The organism is Streptomyces sp. 5-10 (assembly GCF_014712245.1).
GTDB lineage: Bacteria > Actinomycetota > Actinomycetes > Streptomycetales > Streptomycetaceae > Streptomyces > Streptomyces violaceusniger.
The window spans coordinates 46,244-61,831 of record NZ_JACVYG010000005.1 but is presented as its reverse complement, the minus strand read 5'-3'; the positions used below and the strand labels follow the sequence as shown (position 1 = coordinate 61,831).

The following is a 15,588-nucleotide window of genomic DNA, read 5'->3' as shown; positions in this document are numbered from 1 at the left end:
GGTCAGACGATGCCGCCGTTGGCGCGGACGCACTGGCCGTTGACCCAGTGGCCGGCCGGGGAGGCGAGGAAGGCCACGACCTCGGCGATGTCGGCGGGGGTGCCCAGGCGCTCCAGCGGGGGCTGGGCCGCCATCCGGGCGATGGTCTCCTCGTCCTTGCCGTCGAGGAACAGATCGGTGGCGGTGGGGCCGGGGGCCACGGTGTTGACGGTGACGTCGCGGCCGCGCAGCTCGCGCGCCAGGATCATGGTCAGCGCCTCGACGGCTCCCTTGCTGGCGCTGTAGGCGCCGTAGGCGGGGAGGGCCAGGCCCACGATGGACGTGGAGAAGGTGATGAGCGCGCCGCCGCCGCGGATCCTGCGGGCGGCCTGCTGGGCGACGACGAAGGTGCCGCGGATGTTGGTGCGGTGCAGCGTGTCCAGCTCGGCGAGGTCCAGCTCGGCGATGGGCGCCAGGTATATCCGGCCGGCCGCGTGGACGACGACGTCGACCCCGCCGTACTCGGACTCCGCGGTGTCGAAGACCGTGGCCACCTGCTGTTCGTCGGCGACGTCGGCCTGGACGGCGACGGCCCGGCCACCGGCGGCGGTGATGTCCTTGGCGGCGGCCTCGGCCGGTTCGCGGTGGCCCGCGTAGCCGATCACGACGGCGTATCCGTCGGCGGCCAGCCGCTTCACCGCCTCGTGGCCGATGCCGCGGGAGCCTCCGGTGACGATGGCGACGCGGGGCCGGTCGGTGGGGTGCTGGGGCGCGGTTTCCTGAGGGGACATGGGGGCTCCTGGGGACAGGTGCTGGTGGGCGGATGCCACGGCGTACGGGCCGTGGCCCCCGGGGGCGCCGGCGTCGTTCGCCGCCGTGCCCCGTCGGTGTTTCCAGCTTGGGCCGGGATCGCCGGGCCAGCCACGGCTGTCCCCACCCTGGGGTTGTCAGCCCCTGGCTCAGCTCACCGGCACAGGCGACCATGAGGGTGTGAACCACTCCGAATTCGCCGCGTTCCTGAAGTCCCGGCGCGACCGCATCCGCCCGGCCGACGTCGGTCTGCCCGCCGGTCCGCGGCGCCGGGTGCCCGGCCTGCGGCGCGAGGAGGTCGCCCAGCTGGCCGGGCTGTCCGCTGACTACTACACCGAGCTGGAGCGCGGCCGCGGCGCTCAGCCCTCGGCCCAGGTGCTGACCGCGCTCGCCCGGGCGCTGCGGCTGAACGGCGACGAGCGGGACCATCTGTTCCACCTCGCCGACCGCCCCGTCCCCCCGGCGGCGCACGGCCCGGCCGCGCAGGTCCAGCCGGCCCTGCTCGGCCTGCTGGACCGGCTCACCACCACCCCCGCCCAGGTCATCACCGATCTGCACCAGACGCTGGTGCAGAACGAGCTGGCCGCGGCGCTGGTCGGCCGTCCCCCGGCGGTGCGCGGCCCCGCGGCGAGCCTCGTCTACCGTTGGTTCACCGATCCGGAGGCCCGAGGGATCTACCCGGCCGAGGACCACGCCCACCACTCCCGGGTCTTCGTGGCCGATCTCCAGGCCGTCGCCGCCCGGCGCGGCGGGGACTCCGAGGTACGGCGGATGGTGGCGGCGCTCCGCCGCCGCAGCGAGGAGTTCGCCGCCCTCTGGGACACCCATGACGTGGCGCTCCGGCGGACCGACCACAAGCGCATCGTCCACCCCTCGCTGGGCGTCATCGAGCTGGACTGCCACACCCTGTTCAGCGAGGACGGCCACCAGCGGCTGCTGTGGTTCAGCGCCCCGCCCGGCACCGAGGGCGCCGCCCAGCTGGAGCTTCTCTCGGTGATCGGCACACAGGACATGACGGTCGGCGAGCGCAGCGCGTCGCCGTGATCCCCCGCCCTGCGGCGGCGGAGTGGCGGCCCCGGAGGCCGGGCACGGCGTCCTGATCGTGCCAACGTGGTGACGTTCGGGGTGCGGAGTGAGCGAGCGGCGCGTCTTTGGGAACCCCTGTCGCAGTACGAGCGGGCTCTGCCCGGTGCCGGGCCACGGCACCGGCGGTGGGCCCGCCGGTCTCCGACTCACCCAAGGACCCCGTATGACTGGACCAGCCCCGCTTCTGACCCTGAACAACGGCGTGCGGATGCCCGCCCTCGGCCTCGGTGTCTACCAGAGCCCGCCCGAGGAGACCGTCCCGGCGGTGACGACCGCGATCGAATGCGGCTACCGCCTGATCGACACCGCGGCCGCCTACGGCAACGAGAAGGAGGTCGGTGAGGGCATCGCCCGCTCCGGCATCGCCCGCGAGGACATCTTCGTCATCACCAAGCTGTGGCTGACCGACTACGGCTACGACTCCACCCTCCGCGCCTTCGACACCAGCCTCACCAAGCTGGGCCTGGACCACCTCGACCTGTATCTGCTGCACTGGCCGATCCCGTCCGCGTACGACACCACGGTGGCGTCGTACAAGGCGGCCGAGAAGCTGCTGGCCGACGGCCGGGTGCGGGCCATCGGGGTGTGCAACCACACCCCGGAACACCTGACCGCTCTCATGGCGCGCACCGAGGTCGTACCCGCGGTGAACCAGGTCGAGCTGCACCCGAATTTCAGCCAGCCCGAGCTGCGCGCGTTCGACGTCCGCCACGGCATCCTCACCCAGTCCTGGTCGCCCATCGGCGGGGTGAACCGCTACGGGGCCGAGGGCGCGGCCGCGGTCAGGGATCCGCTCCAGGAGCCCACCATCACCGGCCTCGCCGAGAAGTACGGCAAGAGCCCGGCCCAGATCATCCTGCGCTGGCAGGTCGAGCACGACCTGTGCGCGATCCCGAAGTCCGTCAGACCCCACCGCATCGCGGAGAACATCGACGTCTTCGACTTCTCCCTGACCCCCCATGAGGTGGCCGCCGTCGACGCCCTCGACACCGGGGCGCGCGGCGGCCCCGACCCCGACCGGGTCGGGCCCGACACATTCTCCTGAGACACCGGCGCGGGCGCGGGGCGGCCACCGGCCGCCCCGCACACGGTCGTCCGGGCAGGAGACTATTGAGTTCCTTCGTGGAATGATGACGCGTGCTTTTGTCGGTTCCAGACCTCTGTCGGCGGGAGAGAGGCATGAGGGGACTTCAGGGCAAGAGGATCGTCATCGCGGGTGGCGCCACCGGGATCGGCGCCGCCACGGCCGAGCGGCTCGCCGGGGAAGGTGCCTCCGTCGTCGTCGGCGACATCGACCTCACGGGAGCGAAGGCCACCGCCCAGCGCGTCGCCGAGGCCGGCGGCACCGCGGTCGCCGTCCCGTTCGACCTCGCCGACGAGGAGTCGATCGGCGCGCTGATCGACCGGGCCGCCGCCGAACTCGGCGGGGTCGACGGGCTCTACAACGTCGGCGCCGACCTCTCGGACGAGCACCTGGGCCGGGACACCGATCTGCTGGAGATGGACCCGGCGGTGTGGCGGCGTACCCACGAGGTGAACCTGCTGGGCTACGCCCTCACCTGCCGGGCGGTCATCCCCCGGCTGCTGGCCCAGGGCGGCGGCGTGATCGTGAACACCTCCTCCGGCGCGGCCTGGGGAGGGGAGCCCCGGCGTCCCGCGTATGCCGCGTCCAAGGCCGGGATCAACGCGCTGACCCGCCATATCGCCTCCCGCTGGGGCAAGGAGGGCATCCGCTGCAACGCCGTGGCGCCCGGGCTGGTCATGGGCGACACCCAGAAGCAGCGGGACGACCAGCGGCTGCAGGCCATGGCGCTGAAGATCGCCCGCAGTCCGCGGCTGGGCGAGCCCGCGGACGTGGCGGGCACCGTGGCGTTTCTCCTCTCGGACGACGCCGAGTGGGTCAACGGCCAGGTGTGGTCGGTCTGTGGCGGCATGAGCCTGCGCGGCTGAGGGCTCCCCCGGGGCCGTCCTGCGGCCCTACGGCGGGCCAGGCCGTCCTGCGGCGTCCTACGGGCGTGCCTCCTACGGCGTCCAGGGCGTGGACACCCGCCAACTCACGTCGTCGGCCCATGAGGTGGCGCTGTCGAAGGGGTTGGACCCTCCGTTGGAGGCGATGTAGACCTTGTTCTCGTAGTGGCGGATGAACCGGTCGGGGTAGTTGTAGGACGCGAACGAGGTGCCCTGGCCGTTCTTGCCGGTCTGGGGGCAGAAGGTGGCGTCGGCCCGGAAGACGGCGGTGCCGTCCATCGGCTGCCGCAGCAGCTGGTAGTTGTAGTGGCGCAGGAAGTCTCCGGGGTAGTTGCGCGACTCGAACGACACGCAGGAGGCGTTGGCGAGGCCGCGGCGCACGATCCAGGAGGCGTCGCCCTTGTCGAGTGCGGAGCTGCCGGAGGACACCACGGAGGTGACGGCGCTGTTGGCCTGGTGGCGGACGTAGCGGTCGGTGTAGCCGGGGGTGGTGGCGCGCAGGGACATCGTCGAGCCCGCGCCCAGGGTGCCGCCCGCCACGGGGCTGGGCGCGCCGTAGCCCACGGAGACGACGTTGGCCTGCACCGCGTCGTCGGCCGCGTCGGTCGGCAGGCCGCTGGTCATCACGCCCTCGAAGAACGAGCCGATGGACCCGTTGCTGTTGTCGCCACCGGTGCCGAGGACGATGGAGCCCTCCTGGTGCATCGGCGAGTAGCCCGGCCTGGACGGCTCAGGACCCGCGTACTGGGTGGTGAGCCTGCCGGACTGGGCGTTGCCGTCCTTGATGGCGAAGTAGTTCTGTCCGTTGTTTTTCAGCAGGGCGGTGACGAAGGGCGCGGAATTGCCGGTGTTCGAGGGGTTCTTGCTGTAGCCGCTGTCCGACTGGAACAGGCCGTTCTCCAGGTCCGCCTGCACCCAGGGCCCGGAGCCGCTGCACGGCGGGAACCAGCACTCCGTACCGAAGTTGATGGCGTCCATGTGGCCGTTGCCGGTGTCGGCGATCCGCACCTCGGCGTTGCCGTAGTCGAAGCAGCACAGGCCATTGACATGGGTGCCGGAGGTGACCATGTACATCCCCTCGGGCTGGCCGTTGACGGCGACACCGGAGGCCGCGGTGTGGCGGTAGCCCATGCGGCCGGAGAAGGACGCGCCGTAGACCTGGTGGCCGCCCGCGGTCACGGGTAACGCGTCGGCGGGGACACCGGAGTTGGCGGGGCCCGCGGTGCCGGCCGGTTCGATGGGCATGTGGTTGTGGCGCGGTGACTGGTCGTAGATGACGTTGATGACGCATGTGGTTCCGGCGCAGAAGGAGTCTTGCCGGGCGGCGTCGGCGTAGCCGCCCGCCGTCAGCGTTCCCACGTCGGTCACGGCGCCGTCGGAGGCGCGTTTCAGCTGGTAGAGCGGGCCGTTGAAGGAGGCGTAGAGGGCCCGGGTGGTGCTGTGCGCGGCCACGCAGGGCGTACCGGCCGCACCGTAGATGTCGCACGGCAGGGAGGCCGCGGCGTGGGACGTGCCCGTGCCGCCGGCCAGGAGCCCGAGGACGAGGGTCGCTGTCGCACCCACCGACAGCAGCGCTCTTCTCACCCTCGTGAGACCCGGAGGAACCTTCATGGTGACGCCCTTCCCGTGTCGATGTGAATGCCAGGGGCATGTCATTACGTTCGATATACCGCACATTGACCGTGAAATCGAACCTGACGGTAGGACTGGCGACCGTCGGCGTCAATGGCCGTGCGCGGAGGAGTAGCCTCCTGCGCGGCGACTCGTACGGTTCATTCGCCCCCACCGCACATCGAGGAGAGACCGTTTGTCGACGTTTGTCGTGTTCGACCTTGAGTTCACCACGTGGCCGGGAGCGCTCGAGCAGGATTGGTCGGAACCGGGGCAGCTTCGCGAAATCGTCCAGATTGGCGCGGTGCGCATCAGCACCGGCTCTGCCGCTGACGCCCACTCCGCTGTCGAGGAATACGAAGTTGTCGAGGAATACGAAGCGCTGGTCAGACCGGTGGTCAATCCGCGGCTGTCTCCGTTCTTCACCGGCCTCACGGGCATCGACCAGCGGACCGTGGACCGCGAGGGCGTCGCCCCCGCCGAGGCGATCGGCGACTTCCTGGCGTTCTGCCGGGGACAGTCCGTCCTCTCCTACGGCAATGACATGGTCGTCCTCGGGGAGAACGTGGGATGGGCCCGGGCCCGCGGCGAAGAGGTCAAGAACGGCTTTCTCACCACCCCGTTCCTGAACATCCGGCCGTGGCTGAACACCATCGCGCCGACAACGGCCTCGGCCAATTCCGGTCGGCTCTGGGAAGCGCTCGGCCTGCCCAAACCCGCGGCCGGCAAGGAGCATTCGGCGCTCTTCGACTGCTATTCGATCGCCGCGGCGATCAGGCATGTCTGCGCCGGTGGGGCCGCCCTGCCCGAGGGGTGCCTCTAGGGAGGAGCGCCTTCAGGGACGGATGGCTCCGGGGACGGAGCGAATCGGCCATCGGCGAGCGTGGCGTCCGACGCCCTGACAGCGAGTGGCACGATGGGCCGGAGAGGCCGGAGATCTTGCTCGGCGGTGCTCGCGCGCCGTCCGGTACGCATCGAGGAAAGGAACCCCCACATGACCGCAGCGCGCGGAACAGCCGTGGACATCCCCACCCAGGACGGCATCGCCGATGCCTATCTGGCCCATCCTGACGACACCGACCGCCACCCGGCCGTTCTGCTGTACATGGACGCGTTCGGCCTCCGGCCCCATCTGCGCGGGATGGCCGACCGTCTGGCCGCGGCCGGTTACACCGTGCTGGTGCCCAATGTGTTCTACCGCCACGGGCGCGCTCCCGTGGTGGAGCTGCCCGACTTCCTCGACCCGGCGGCGCGTCCGGAGATCTTCGAGCACATCATGCCGATCGCGCGGGAGCTCACTCCCGAGCGTGCGATGCGCGACGCCGGCACCTATCTCGACTGGCTGGCCGCCTGCCCGCAGGCCACCGACGGGCCCGTGGGGATCACCGGCTACTGCATGGGCGCCGGCCTGGCCCTGCGGACCGCCGGAACGTACCCCGATCGCGTCGCCGCGGCGGCCGGTTTTCACGGGGCCCACTTGGCCACCGAGGCGCCGGACAGCCCGCACACGGTGGCCGAACGGATCACCGCCGAGCTGTACTTCGGACACGCGGACCAGGACCACGCCCTTCCGCCCGAGCAGATCGAGCGCCTGGACAAGGCCCTCGACGAGGCCGGTGTCCGCCACCGCACCGAGGTCTACACGGGCGCTCAGCACGGCTACACCCAGGCCGACACCGCCGCTTACCACGCCGAGGCCGCCGAACGCCACTGGGAGGCCCTGCTCGACCTCTTCGGCCGCGCCCTCTGACCGTGGTCTGCCACGGCTGGTGACCGGCCGCCCCGGGCTGGTCACCACCCCGGCCTAGAGCTGCCGGAGGTGGTCCCGCAGGGTGCGGGCCACCTGCGCCATCAGGGCCTCGGCGCCGGGCTGGGTACTGGCGGGCACCAGTGACTCGGTGAGGACGGCGATGGCGAAGGTCTGGCCGTCGGAGTGCTCCACGACCCCGATCTCATGGCGGAGGTTGAGGAGCGTGCCGGTCTTGGAGGACCAGGTGGTGGCGTCGGAGCTGAAGTCCGGGGCGAGTCGGTGCCGCAGCACGTTGTGCGCCATGAGGTCGCGTACCCGCAAGCCGACGTCGGGGTGGATTTTCGACGGTGTCCACAGGGCCTGGAGCAGTTCCACCCAGGCGCGTGCGCTGCCGGTGTTGGCACGGGTGGTGTCGAGTTGCGGCACCCGATGGCCGCGGCCGCTGGTGCCGGCGTCGATGGCGAGGGCGTGGGCGAGATGCACCTGCGCGGCATCGAAGCGCTCCACGAGGGTGTCGCTCAGTTCGCGCATACGGTGCCGGACGGTGATGCCCCGCAGCCCGAGCTCATGGAGGATCTCGGCCACCTGGGCGGGTGGGGTGAGGTCGAACAGCGCGTCGGCCGCCGTTCCGTCGCTCAGACAGGTGCTCAGATAGAGCAGATCGTCGACCGCGATCCGGACGGGGTGGCGGAACCGGCTCAGCCCGGTGGGGCCGGGTGTGGTGATCCGCCCGGGTGGCACATCGAGCATCGTGGCTCCGTCGAGCTCACCGCGCCGGACGCGCTCCGCCGTGGCCAGCGCGAGCGGGACCTTGACCAGGGAGGCGGAGGGCAGCTGGGTGTCCGGGTCGATCCCCACCTCGTCCCCCGTGTGGAGGTCCCGTACGAGCAGACAGCCGTGCAGGCCGCCGTCGCGCAGCTGCCCGCGCAGCTCGCTCAGCAGTGCCTCGGTGCTCATGCCTCGGCTCCTGCCACGGTGTCCCCCGATTCCGCGGCGCCCGCCCGGGTGGCCGATGCCGCGGTGCCCGCCCGGGTGCGCGATGCCGCGGTGTCCCCCCGGGTGCGCGATGCCTCGGTGTCCGCGCAGGTGTCAGCGCCGAGGCAGCGGGCGATGGCGCCGCCCAGGCGCCCTTCGAGGTGCTGCGGATTGCCGTCCGCGGCGGCGGCGAGGGCGAACCCCCGGCTGAGCGCGATCTCACCGATGGGCCGCCACGTCAGGGCGAGTTCCTTCGCCTGCGCGGGAGAGCACAGCAACAGGTCGCGGGTGCAGAGGACTTCGGCGGCGGCGGTCGTCAGATCGGTGGCGGCCACGAGTTGCGCGGGCCGCAGACCGACCGCGTCACGCAGCCGGGTGAGCGGGTCGCGGATGTGCGGCACATCGTCCTCCGGCTGGATCCATATCCGGCGGGCCGGGCCCGGAGCGGCCCGGCCGAGCCGCAGCGTCTCGAGGTAGAGCCGCCGCACACCGGGATCCCCCACTCCGGCGAGCCCGAGCGGCACCGACCACGTGGCCTCGTCCGCGGGCACCGCGAGCAGCGCCGCCCGCACCTGCTGTGCGTGGATGAGTTCCAGGCGCTGCGCGGGCGCCGCCACGCGGAGATCGAGGGTGACCCCGTGCCCCCGCGCCTCGGCGACGAGCTGGGCGAGACCGGCCGTGGAGCAGATGCCGGGCACCGCGAGCCGCCACGGCTTGCGCTTGGCCGCCTCCGCCTCGTGCAGCAGCACATCGGCCGCCTGTACGAGCTGTCTGGCCACCGGCAGCATCTCCCGCCCGAACGGGGTGAGCACGGCCCGCCGCGAGGTGCGCTCGAAGAGCTGCTCCCCGAAGCGCTCCTCCAGCGCGGCCACGCGACGGCTGGCCACGGACTGGGACATCCGGGCGGCGGCCGCCCCGACGGTGAAACTTCCCCGCTCGCTGACGCTGACGAACGCCCGGCACACTCCCACCAGATCCACAGCCGCACTCTATGCCAGATCGGCATGAAGAAGCGCACGAGCGTATTGGACCGCATAGCCGCCGACGGCGAAGGTGATCCCAACGCCAGACCCACGCCCCGGAAGAGGGGGCCCGGTCATTCCATCCCGTGTGCGCCCCGCCTGACGGGGAGCCAACCGGAGGTTCGGACCATGCGATTCACCCTGCGATTCACCCGTGCCCGGCACACCGCTGTCAGCGCGTTCGCCACGCTCGCGCTCCTCGTCCCCCTGACGGCCTGCGGCGGCGAGGGCGATTCCCCGGACGCGTCGGGGCCGTCCCGTTCCTCGTCCACCTCCGCCGAGAGGGCGAGTACGACGCGTCCGGGCGCGGACGCGAAGGCGTTCACCGGCGAGTTCAAGAAGCTGGAGCGCTCCTATGACGCGCACCTGGGGGTCTACGCGATCGACACCGGCACCGGACGCGAGGTGGCGTACCGCGGCGACGAGCGGTTCGCGCACGCCTCCACCTTCAAGGCGCTGGCCGCCGGTGCCGTGCTGCGGAAGTACAAGCTGAGCGGGCTGGACCGGGTGATCCGGTACTCAAAGGACGACCTGGTCGAGAACTCCCCCGTGACCGAGAAGCACGTGGACACCGGGATGAGCCTGGGCGCGCTGTGTGACGCGGCCGTCCGCTACAGCGACAACACCGCGGCCAATCTGCTCTTCGACCAGCTCGGTGGGCCCAAGGGGCTCGACGCCATCCTCGAGAAGTTGGGCGACGACGTCATCCAAATGGAGCGCTACGAGCCGGAGTTGAGCCAATGGGTGCCGGGCGAGACACATGACACCAGCACCCCGCGGGCGATGGCCAAGGATCTGCGCGCGTTCGTCCTCGGCGATGTCCTCGGCAAGGGAGAGCGCGCGCAGCTCACCAAGTGGCTGCGGACCAACACCACCGGGGACGAGCTCATCAGGGCCGGAATGCCCAAGGGCTGGCAGGTCGGCGACAAGACCGGAAGCGGCAGCTACTACGGCGCCCGCAACGACATCGCCGTGGTGTGGCGGCCCGACGCCGCTCCCCTGGTCATGGCGATCATGTCGTACCGGGGCGACAAGGACACCCCGTTCGACAACAAGCTGATCGCGGACGCGGCGTCCGTGGTGGCCGACACGATGTCGTAACGCCCGTCGCCCGGATCCTCGGCCGCGCAGGAAGTGCCGCGTCCTCAGCCGCGCAGGAAATACAGGACGGTCATGGTCACGGCGGTGGTCAGAATGACGCCCCGCAGCAGCCACGCGGGCAGACGGCGGGCGACCCGCGCTCCGGCCACACCACCGGCCACCGCCCCGGCCAGCATGGCGGCGAGCAGACGCGGTGCGCTCAGCGCGTCCGAGGCGAGGAGGAACAGCCCGGTCGCACTGAGGTAGATGGCCGTGATCTGGGCGACCCGCATCGGGTTCCCGGTCGAGGTGTCGAGGCCGAGGCCGATGCTCCACACGGCCAGCATCATGATGCCTACGGCACCGCCGAAGTATCCGCCGTACACGGCGAGGAGGAACTGGCCGAGCAGGACGGCCCGGGGGCTCATGCCGACCGCATGGCCCCTCGCCTCGCTCACCGCACGGGAGACGCGGCGCCCGAAGGCGAGGACCACCGTGGCGAAGGCGAGCAGCCAGGGCACCGCGGCGTCGAACGACACCGCGGGCAGCGCCAGCAGCAGACCGGCGCCGAGCCCGCCACCGATCACACTGACCGCCGTCAGGGCCCGCGTGGACGTGTCCCCGACCGGGACCAGATCGCGCCGGTACACCCACGCGCTCGCCACGCTCCCGGGGACGAGGGCCACGGTCGAGGACGCGTTCGCCGTCACGGGGGACAGACCGGCCGCCACCAGGGCCGGGAGCGCCACGAACGTGCCCCCGCCCCCGATGGCGTTCAACGCCCCGGCGGCCACCCCCGCCAGCAGAACAAGCACTGTCTCGGACACCCGCCGAGCATCGCCCCATGGCCCGTGGGCCCACAATGCGTGATCCGCGTAGCCGGCCCAAGGCTGTGCCATAGGCTCACCAGGGTGCGGTATGACCTGGACGACCTGCGGCTCTTCCTTCACATCGTGGCGGAGGGCTCGATCACGGCGGGCGCTCGCCGGATGCATCTGAGCCTCCCGTCGGCCAGTGCGCGGGTCCGCTCGCTCGAGCACCACGCGGGCGTGGACCTGCTGATCCGCGGACGGCGGGGCGTGCGCCCCACCCCGGCGGGGACGGCACTGGCCCGCCACGCACGGGACGTGCTCGACCGGACGGCGCGACTGGAGAGCGCCGTGGCGAGCTACGCCCGGCCACCGACCGCCCCGCTGACCCTGCTGGGCGGCGGCTCCGCGATGCACCGCCTGGTGCCGCGGGCCCTGGTCTCGTTCCTCCGCGCACACCCGGACGTCGACGTCGAGGTGTCCGAGAGCCGCACCCCACGGACCGTGCGGATGCTCGCCGACGGCGAGGCGGACCTGGGCGTCGTCCTCGACCGCGAGGCCCGCGACTGCGGTCTCGCCCTGGAACCCCTCGGCGACGACTCGCTGGTGGTGATCGGCCAGTGCGGCGGGATCCTCGCGGGTCGTACCGAGGTGACCTACAGCGAGGTGGCCGAGCATCCGCTCGTGGGGCTCGACGCCGGTTCCTCGCTGCGGCGCTCGATCGAGAAGAACCTCGGCCCGCACGCTCCGGCGGTGCGCTACCGCACCACCGTCGGCCACCTCAACACCCTGGTCTCCCTCGCGGCCGCCGGCGTCGGACTCGCCGTCGTACCACGCCGCGCCATCGCCCCGCACCATCCGCTCGACGTATGCGACCTCCGCGATCCCTGGGCACGCCGCCGCCATCTGCTGGCCTGGGGCGCCAAGGCCCGGGCCTCCTCCACCGCCACCGCGGCACTCGCCGAACATCTGCGCCGCGCGGCCATGTCGGAACCGGACGGGGGCGACGGCCTTCCGGCCCAGTAGGGTGCCGTCCCCGGAGGTGGCGCCGGCACGGTCCCGTTCCGCACGGGCCCGTTCTCGGATCAGCCCTGCCGGGCGTGCCCGGTGCAGAGGCGGCGCAGTTCCCCCACACTGTCCGCGAGCGTGCGGTCACCCAGCGATGCGAGGACCGCTTCCTCGGCCTCGGCGGTGAGCGCGGCGAAGTACTCACCGCCGTGCGCGGTCACCGGGCACACGGGCTCCACCCCCGGCGAGGGGGCGAACAGGGGCTTGTCGCCGACGGCACAGCGATAGATCTCGGCCAGGGTGATCCGGTCGGTCGGCCGCCCCAGCCGCGCCCCACCGGAACGGCCCTTGACGCAGACGACCAGCCCCTCGTCCGTCAGCGGGACGAGGAGCTTGCGGACCAGGCTCGGGTTGGCGTTCAGCTTCTGGGCCAACTCGGCGGAGCTCAGCGGCCCGGCCCCGTTCTCGGCGGCCACGGCGAGGAACAGCATCACCTGGAGCGCACGGGAGAACCGGATGTCCAACACCTTCTCCACCTCCGCCCGCGAATCGGGGCACAGCCTACTCGACGGCGCCGTTCCGCCCCCACCTAAAAAGCAATCCAAACAGTTGCAGTTTACGCCGTGAAAACTGTACCTTTCAGACTCGCACTTTCGAGGCTCGGGGGAAGCCTCCTCGGAACGACACGTCTGGAGAGCGACGCAGTGAACACCCGCCTGACCACGGCACTGTCCCGCCCGTTCACACTGGGTTCGGCCAAGCTGCCGAACCGGATCGCCATGGCACCCATGACCCGTGGGCACTCCCCCGACGGCATCCCCGGCGAGGATGTCGCCGCGTACTACGCGCGCCGGGCGGCGGCGGGGACCGGCCTGATCATCACCGAGGGCACCACCGTCGACCACCGGTCCGCCGGTTACCTCGACGGGGTCCCCCGGTTCCACGGCGAGGAGCAACTGGCCGGGTGGCAAAAAGTCGTCGACGCCGTGCACACCCACGGTGGCGCGATCATGCCCCAGCTCTGGCACGTGGGCATACAGCGCACCCCGGGAGCGCCGCCGTTCCCCGACGCCCCGTCCCTGGGCCCGTCCGGGATCGCGCTGGACGGCACGCCCGGTGCGGGCGAGACGATGACCCTCGCCGACATCGACGACGTCATCGGCGCCTTCGCGAAGGCCGCGCGGGCGGCCGAGGAAATCGGCTTCGACGGCGTGGAGCTGCACGGCGCACACGGCTATCTCATCGACCAGTTCCTCTGGGAGCGCACCAACCGGCGCACCGACCACTACGGTGGCGATCCGGCCTCCCGGACCACGTTCGCCGCCGACCTCGTGGCCGCCATCCGCGAGCGGGTCGCGCCCGACTTCCCCGTCATCCTCCGGTTCTCCCAGTGGAAGTCCGACCACTACGACGTCCGCCTCGCCGAGAACCCCAAGGAGCTGGAAACCGTGCTCACGCCGCTGGCGGAGGCCGGGGTCGACGCGTTCCACGCCTCCGGGCGGCGCTACTGGCAGCCGGAGTTCCCCGACACGGGATCGGATCTGAACATCGCCGGGTGGACGAAGAAGGTCACCGGCAAGCCGGTGATCACCGTCGGTTCGGTCGGCCTGGACAAGGCCTTCCACCCCGGCTCCCTCTCCGGCGCGACCGCGGCCGTGGAGTCCATCGACCGGCTCCTCGAGCCGCTGGAGCGGGACGAATTCGACATCGTCGCGGTCGGCCGCGCACTGCTCGCCGACCCCGAGTGGGCCGACAAGGTCCTGAGCGGCCGGACGAGCGAGCTCATTCCGTTCAGCCGGGACGCGGTGGAGTCCCTGCACTGAGTCCTCACGCCGCCCCCGCGCCGCCCCCGCACCGATGGGGACGGCGCCGGCCGGCACGGGGGGATCCGGCCGGCGCCGGGCAGGGGGTGTGGCAGTTAGTTTAACATTTCACGATCGCCCCGCATTCCCGGCGCTCAGCAGGTCGGAGGAAGCCCGCTATGGTTCGGCAGCGCCCCGAAGGGGCGCGGGGCTGCGTCGATGTGCGGCTCCGCCGCGCGGCTGCGTCGATATGCGGCTCCGCCGCGTGGGACCAGCCACGACGGCGCCGCAGACGGCCGACGACGCATCGCGGCCCTTCCAGCGGAGCGCTGAGCCGGGGGCGCAGGCGCCGCCGTCGAGGGTGAAGGCGGTCGGCGCGGAGTTGGTGGCGCCCTTACCGGCGGTGAAGCCGATGGTGACCGAGCCGCGGGCGGGGCGGACCAGCTGTCGGGCCGCGCGCCGTCGGTGTCGGTGTCGGTGCATCCGTACTCCCGGGCGAGCTGGGCGGCGCTCTGGCCGCCCCTGATCCGCCGTCGGGTCAACAGCGCTGGCCCGGACACTAGTTGTTTCCCCAAGGACGCCACGTGTCCGCCACCCCGAAGCATGGCCCATTTTCGCCTGGTGAGACGATGCGCTCGCCCGAAACACACCTCATCAAGCGAAACGGAGGGCGAATGCATAAACGTCGTGGAACCGTGACCCGTCGCTGGAGAGTCGCGGCGGTCGCGTCCACGGTGGCCGTAGCGATCGCGGTCCCGGTGGCGATGGCCCAGGCTTCGGCCGAACCGCCACCGGAGGTCAGCGCCAAGGGCGCGTACCTGCTCGACACCGGTTCCAACAAGGAGCTGATGGCCAAGGACGCCGACACCAAGCGTCCGATGGCGAGCACCACGAAGATCATGACTGCCCTCGTGGTGCTCGAGACCCGAGGCCTGGACCTCAACCAGCAGGTCACCATCAAGCAGGAGTACCGCGACTATGTGACCAAGTCCGGTGCCAGCACGGCGGATCTGCAGACCGGTGACAAACTCACCGTCAACCAGCTGCTGTACGGGTTGATGCTGCCGTCGGGCTGCGACGCGGCGATGGCGCTGGCCGACACGTTCGGCACCGGCGACACCACCGCCGAGCGGACCAAGTCGTTCATCTCCAAGATGAACGCCAAGGCGCAGGACTTGGGGCTGACCAACACCAAGTACGACTCCTTCGACGGTGTCTCGGCCGACGCCGACAACTACTCGACGCCCCACGACCTGGCGCAGCTGACCCGCCGCGCCATGGAGAACGCGACGTTCGACACGGTTGTCAAGTCGGTGTCCACCAAGCAGGAGGCACCGGCGGCCAATGGCCGCACCCGGTACTACTCCTGGGACAACACCAACCAGTTGCTGGGTTCGTACCAGGGCGCGATCGGCGTCAAGACCGGGACCACCACCCCTGCCGGTCCCTGCCTGGTGTTCGCCGCCAAGCGCGGTGACAAGACGGTCGTGGGAGTCATCCTCAACGACGCGGACCGTTACCCGGACGCGAAGAAGATGCTCGACTGGACGTACGACACCACCACCGAGGTGAAGTGGCGCCGGCTTCCCGAGGACGCTCAACGGGACTGATCCACAAGCCCCGTGAGGCGATGGCGCGGTGCTCCGGCCGGACTCGTTCCGGCCGGGGCACCGGTGCTCGGGGCCAAG

16 protein-coding genes are annotated in these 15,588 nt (G+C 71.3%); 9 read left to right on the top strand and 7 right to left on the bottom strand.

Features of this window, described 5'->3' with window-relative positions; genetic code table 11:
- Positions 1-2: 2 nt before the first annotated feature.
- Positions 3-770 (bottom strand): SDR family oxidoreductase, encoded by a 768-nt coding sequence (locus IEJ02_RS08000; protein WP_191064094.1) that lies wholly within the window; start codon positions 768-770, stop codon positions 3-5.
- A gap of 199 nt (positions 771-969) precedes the next feature.
- Here IEJ02_RS08000 and IEJ02_RS07995 point away from each other — a divergent pair, with 199 nt between their 5' ends.
- From IEJ02_RS07995 to IEJ02_RS07985, 3 genes are all read left to right on the top strand, one after another.
- On the top strand, positions 970-1,833 hold the full coding sequence (locus IEJ02_RS07995) for a helix-turn-helix transcriptional regulator (protein WP_191064093.1): 864 nt from the start codon (positions 970-972) through the stop codon (positions 1,831-1,833).
- Between the two features lie 205 nt (positions 1,834-2,038).
- A complete protein-coding gene (locus tag IEJ02_RS07990) occupies positions 2,039-2,920 on the top strand; it encodes an aldo/keto reductase (RefSeq protein ID WP_191064092.1) in 882 nt (293 codons plus the stop codon).
- A 134-nt stretch (positions 2,921-3,054) separates the two neighbouring features.
- Positions 3,055-3,825, top strand: coding sequence for an SDR family NAD(P)-dependent oxidoreductase (locus IEJ02_RS07985; protein ID WP_191064091.1), 771 nt, complete (start codon positions 3,055-3,057; stop codon positions 3,823-3,825).
- A gap of 72 nt (positions 3,826-3,897) precedes the next feature.
- Here the strand turns inward: IEJ02_RS07985 and IEJ02_RS07980 are convergent, their stop codons facing one another.
- Positions 3,898-5,454, bottom strand: a complete 1,557-nt coding sequence (locus IEJ02_RS07980; RefSeq protein ID WP_191064090.1) for an alpha-L-arabinofuranosidase B — start codon at positions 5,452-5,454, stop codon at positions 3,898-3,900.
- A 196-nt stretch (positions 5,455-5,650) separates the two neighbouring features.
- Between IEJ02_RS07980 and IEJ02_RS07975 the strand changes: the two genes are divergently transcribed.
- Both IEJ02_RS07975 and IEJ02_RS07970 read left to right on the top strand, forming a co-directional pair.
- Positions 5,651-6,277, top strand: a complete 627-nt coding sequence (locus IEJ02_RS07975; RefSeq protein ID WP_191064089.1) for a 3'-5' exonuclease — start codon at positions 5,651-5,653, stop codon at positions 6,275-6,277.
- A gap of 171 nt (positions 6,278-6,448) precedes the next feature.
- A complete protein-coding gene (locus IEJ02_RS07970) occupies positions 6,449-7,204 on the top strand; it encodes a dienelactone hydrolase family protein (RefSeq protein WP_191064088.1) in 756 nt (251 codons plus the stop codon).
- A gap of 54 nt (positions 7,205-7,258) precedes the next feature.
- Here the strand turns inward: IEJ02_RS07970 and IEJ02_RS07965 are convergent, their stop codons facing one another.
- Both IEJ02_RS07965 and IEJ02_RS07960 read right to left on the bottom strand, forming a co-directional pair.
- Positions 7,259-8,161: a serine hydrolase gene (locus IEJ02_RS07965; RefSeq protein ID WP_191064087.1), complete on the bottom strand. Its 903-nt coding sequence runs from the start codon at positions 8,159-8,161 to the stop codon at positions 7,259-7,261.
- Positions 8,158-9,159, bottom strand: coding sequence for a LysR family transcriptional regulator (locus tag IEJ02_RS07960; RefSeq protein ID WP_275558788.1), 1,002 nt, complete (start codon positions 9,157-9,159; stop codon positions 8,158-8,160). Before IEJ02_RS07960 ends, IEJ02_RS07965 begins: the two co-directional genes overlap by 4 nt.
- A 183-nt stretch (positions 9,160-9,342) precedes the next feature.
- Here IEJ02_RS07960 and bla point away from each other — a divergent pair, with 183 nt between their 5' ends.
- Positions 9,343-10,302: a class A beta-lactamase gene (gene bla / locus IEJ02_RS07955; RefSeq protein WP_370467007.1), complete on the top strand. Its 960-nt coding sequence runs from the start codon at positions 9,343-9,345 to the stop codon at positions 10,300-10,302.
- Between the two features lie 44 nt (positions 10,303-10,346).
- Here bla and IEJ02_RS07950 read toward each other — a convergent pair whose 3' ends face one another.
- Positions 10,347-11,108: a sulfite exporter TauE/SafE family protein gene (locus tag IEJ02_RS07950; RefSeq protein ID WP_191064085.1), complete on the bottom strand. Its 762-nt coding sequence runs from the start codon at positions 11,106-11,108 to the stop codon at positions 10,347-10,349.
- An 84-nt stretch (positions 11,109-11,192) separates the two neighbouring features.
- Between IEJ02_RS07950 and IEJ02_RS07945 the strand changes: the two genes are divergently transcribed.
- Complete coding sequence (locus IEJ02_RS07945) at positions 11,193-12,116, top strand: LysR family transcriptional regulator (RefSeq protein ID WP_191064084.1); 924 nt, start codon at positions 11,193-11,195, stop codon at positions 12,114-12,116.
- 59 nt (positions 12,117-12,175) lie between these two features.
- On the opposite strand, the gene IEJ02_RS07940 is transcribed toward IEJ02_RS07945, so the two are convergent.
- Positions 12,176-12,625 carry an RrF2 family transcriptional regulator gene (locus IEJ02_RS07940; RefSeq protein WP_191064083.1) on the bottom strand — a complete coding sequence of 150 codons (450 nt, stop codon included), beginning with the start codon at positions 12,623-12,625 and terminating at the stop codon, positions 12,176-12,178.
- A gap of 177 nt (positions 12,626-12,802) precedes the next feature.
- Here IEJ02_RS07940 and IEJ02_RS07935 point away from each other — a divergent pair, with 177 nt between their 5' ends.
- A complete protein-coding gene (locus tag IEJ02_RS07935) occupies positions 12,803-13,921 on the top strand; it encodes an NADH:flavin oxidoreductase (RefSeq protein WP_191064082.1) in 1,119 nt (372 codons plus the stop codon).
- A 156-nt stretch (positions 13,922-14,077) separates the two neighbouring features.
- Here the strand turns inward: IEJ02_RS07935 and IEJ02_RS07930 are convergent, their stop codons facing one another.
- A complete protein-coding gene (locus tag IEJ02_RS07930; RefSeq protein ID WP_191064297.1) occupies positions 14,078-14,383 on the bottom strand; it encodes a hypothetical protein in 306 nt (101 codons plus the stop codon).
- Between the two features lie 191 nt (positions 14,384-14,574).
- Here IEJ02_RS07930 and IEJ02_RS07925 point away from each other — a divergent pair, with 191 nt between their 5' ends.
- Entirely contained in the window at positions 14,575-15,510 is a 936-nt protein-coding gene (locus IEJ02_RS07925) for a D-alanyl-D-alanine carboxypeptidase family protein (protein ID WP_191064081.1), read from the top strand.
- Positions 15,511-15,588 lie beyond the last annotated feature (78 nt).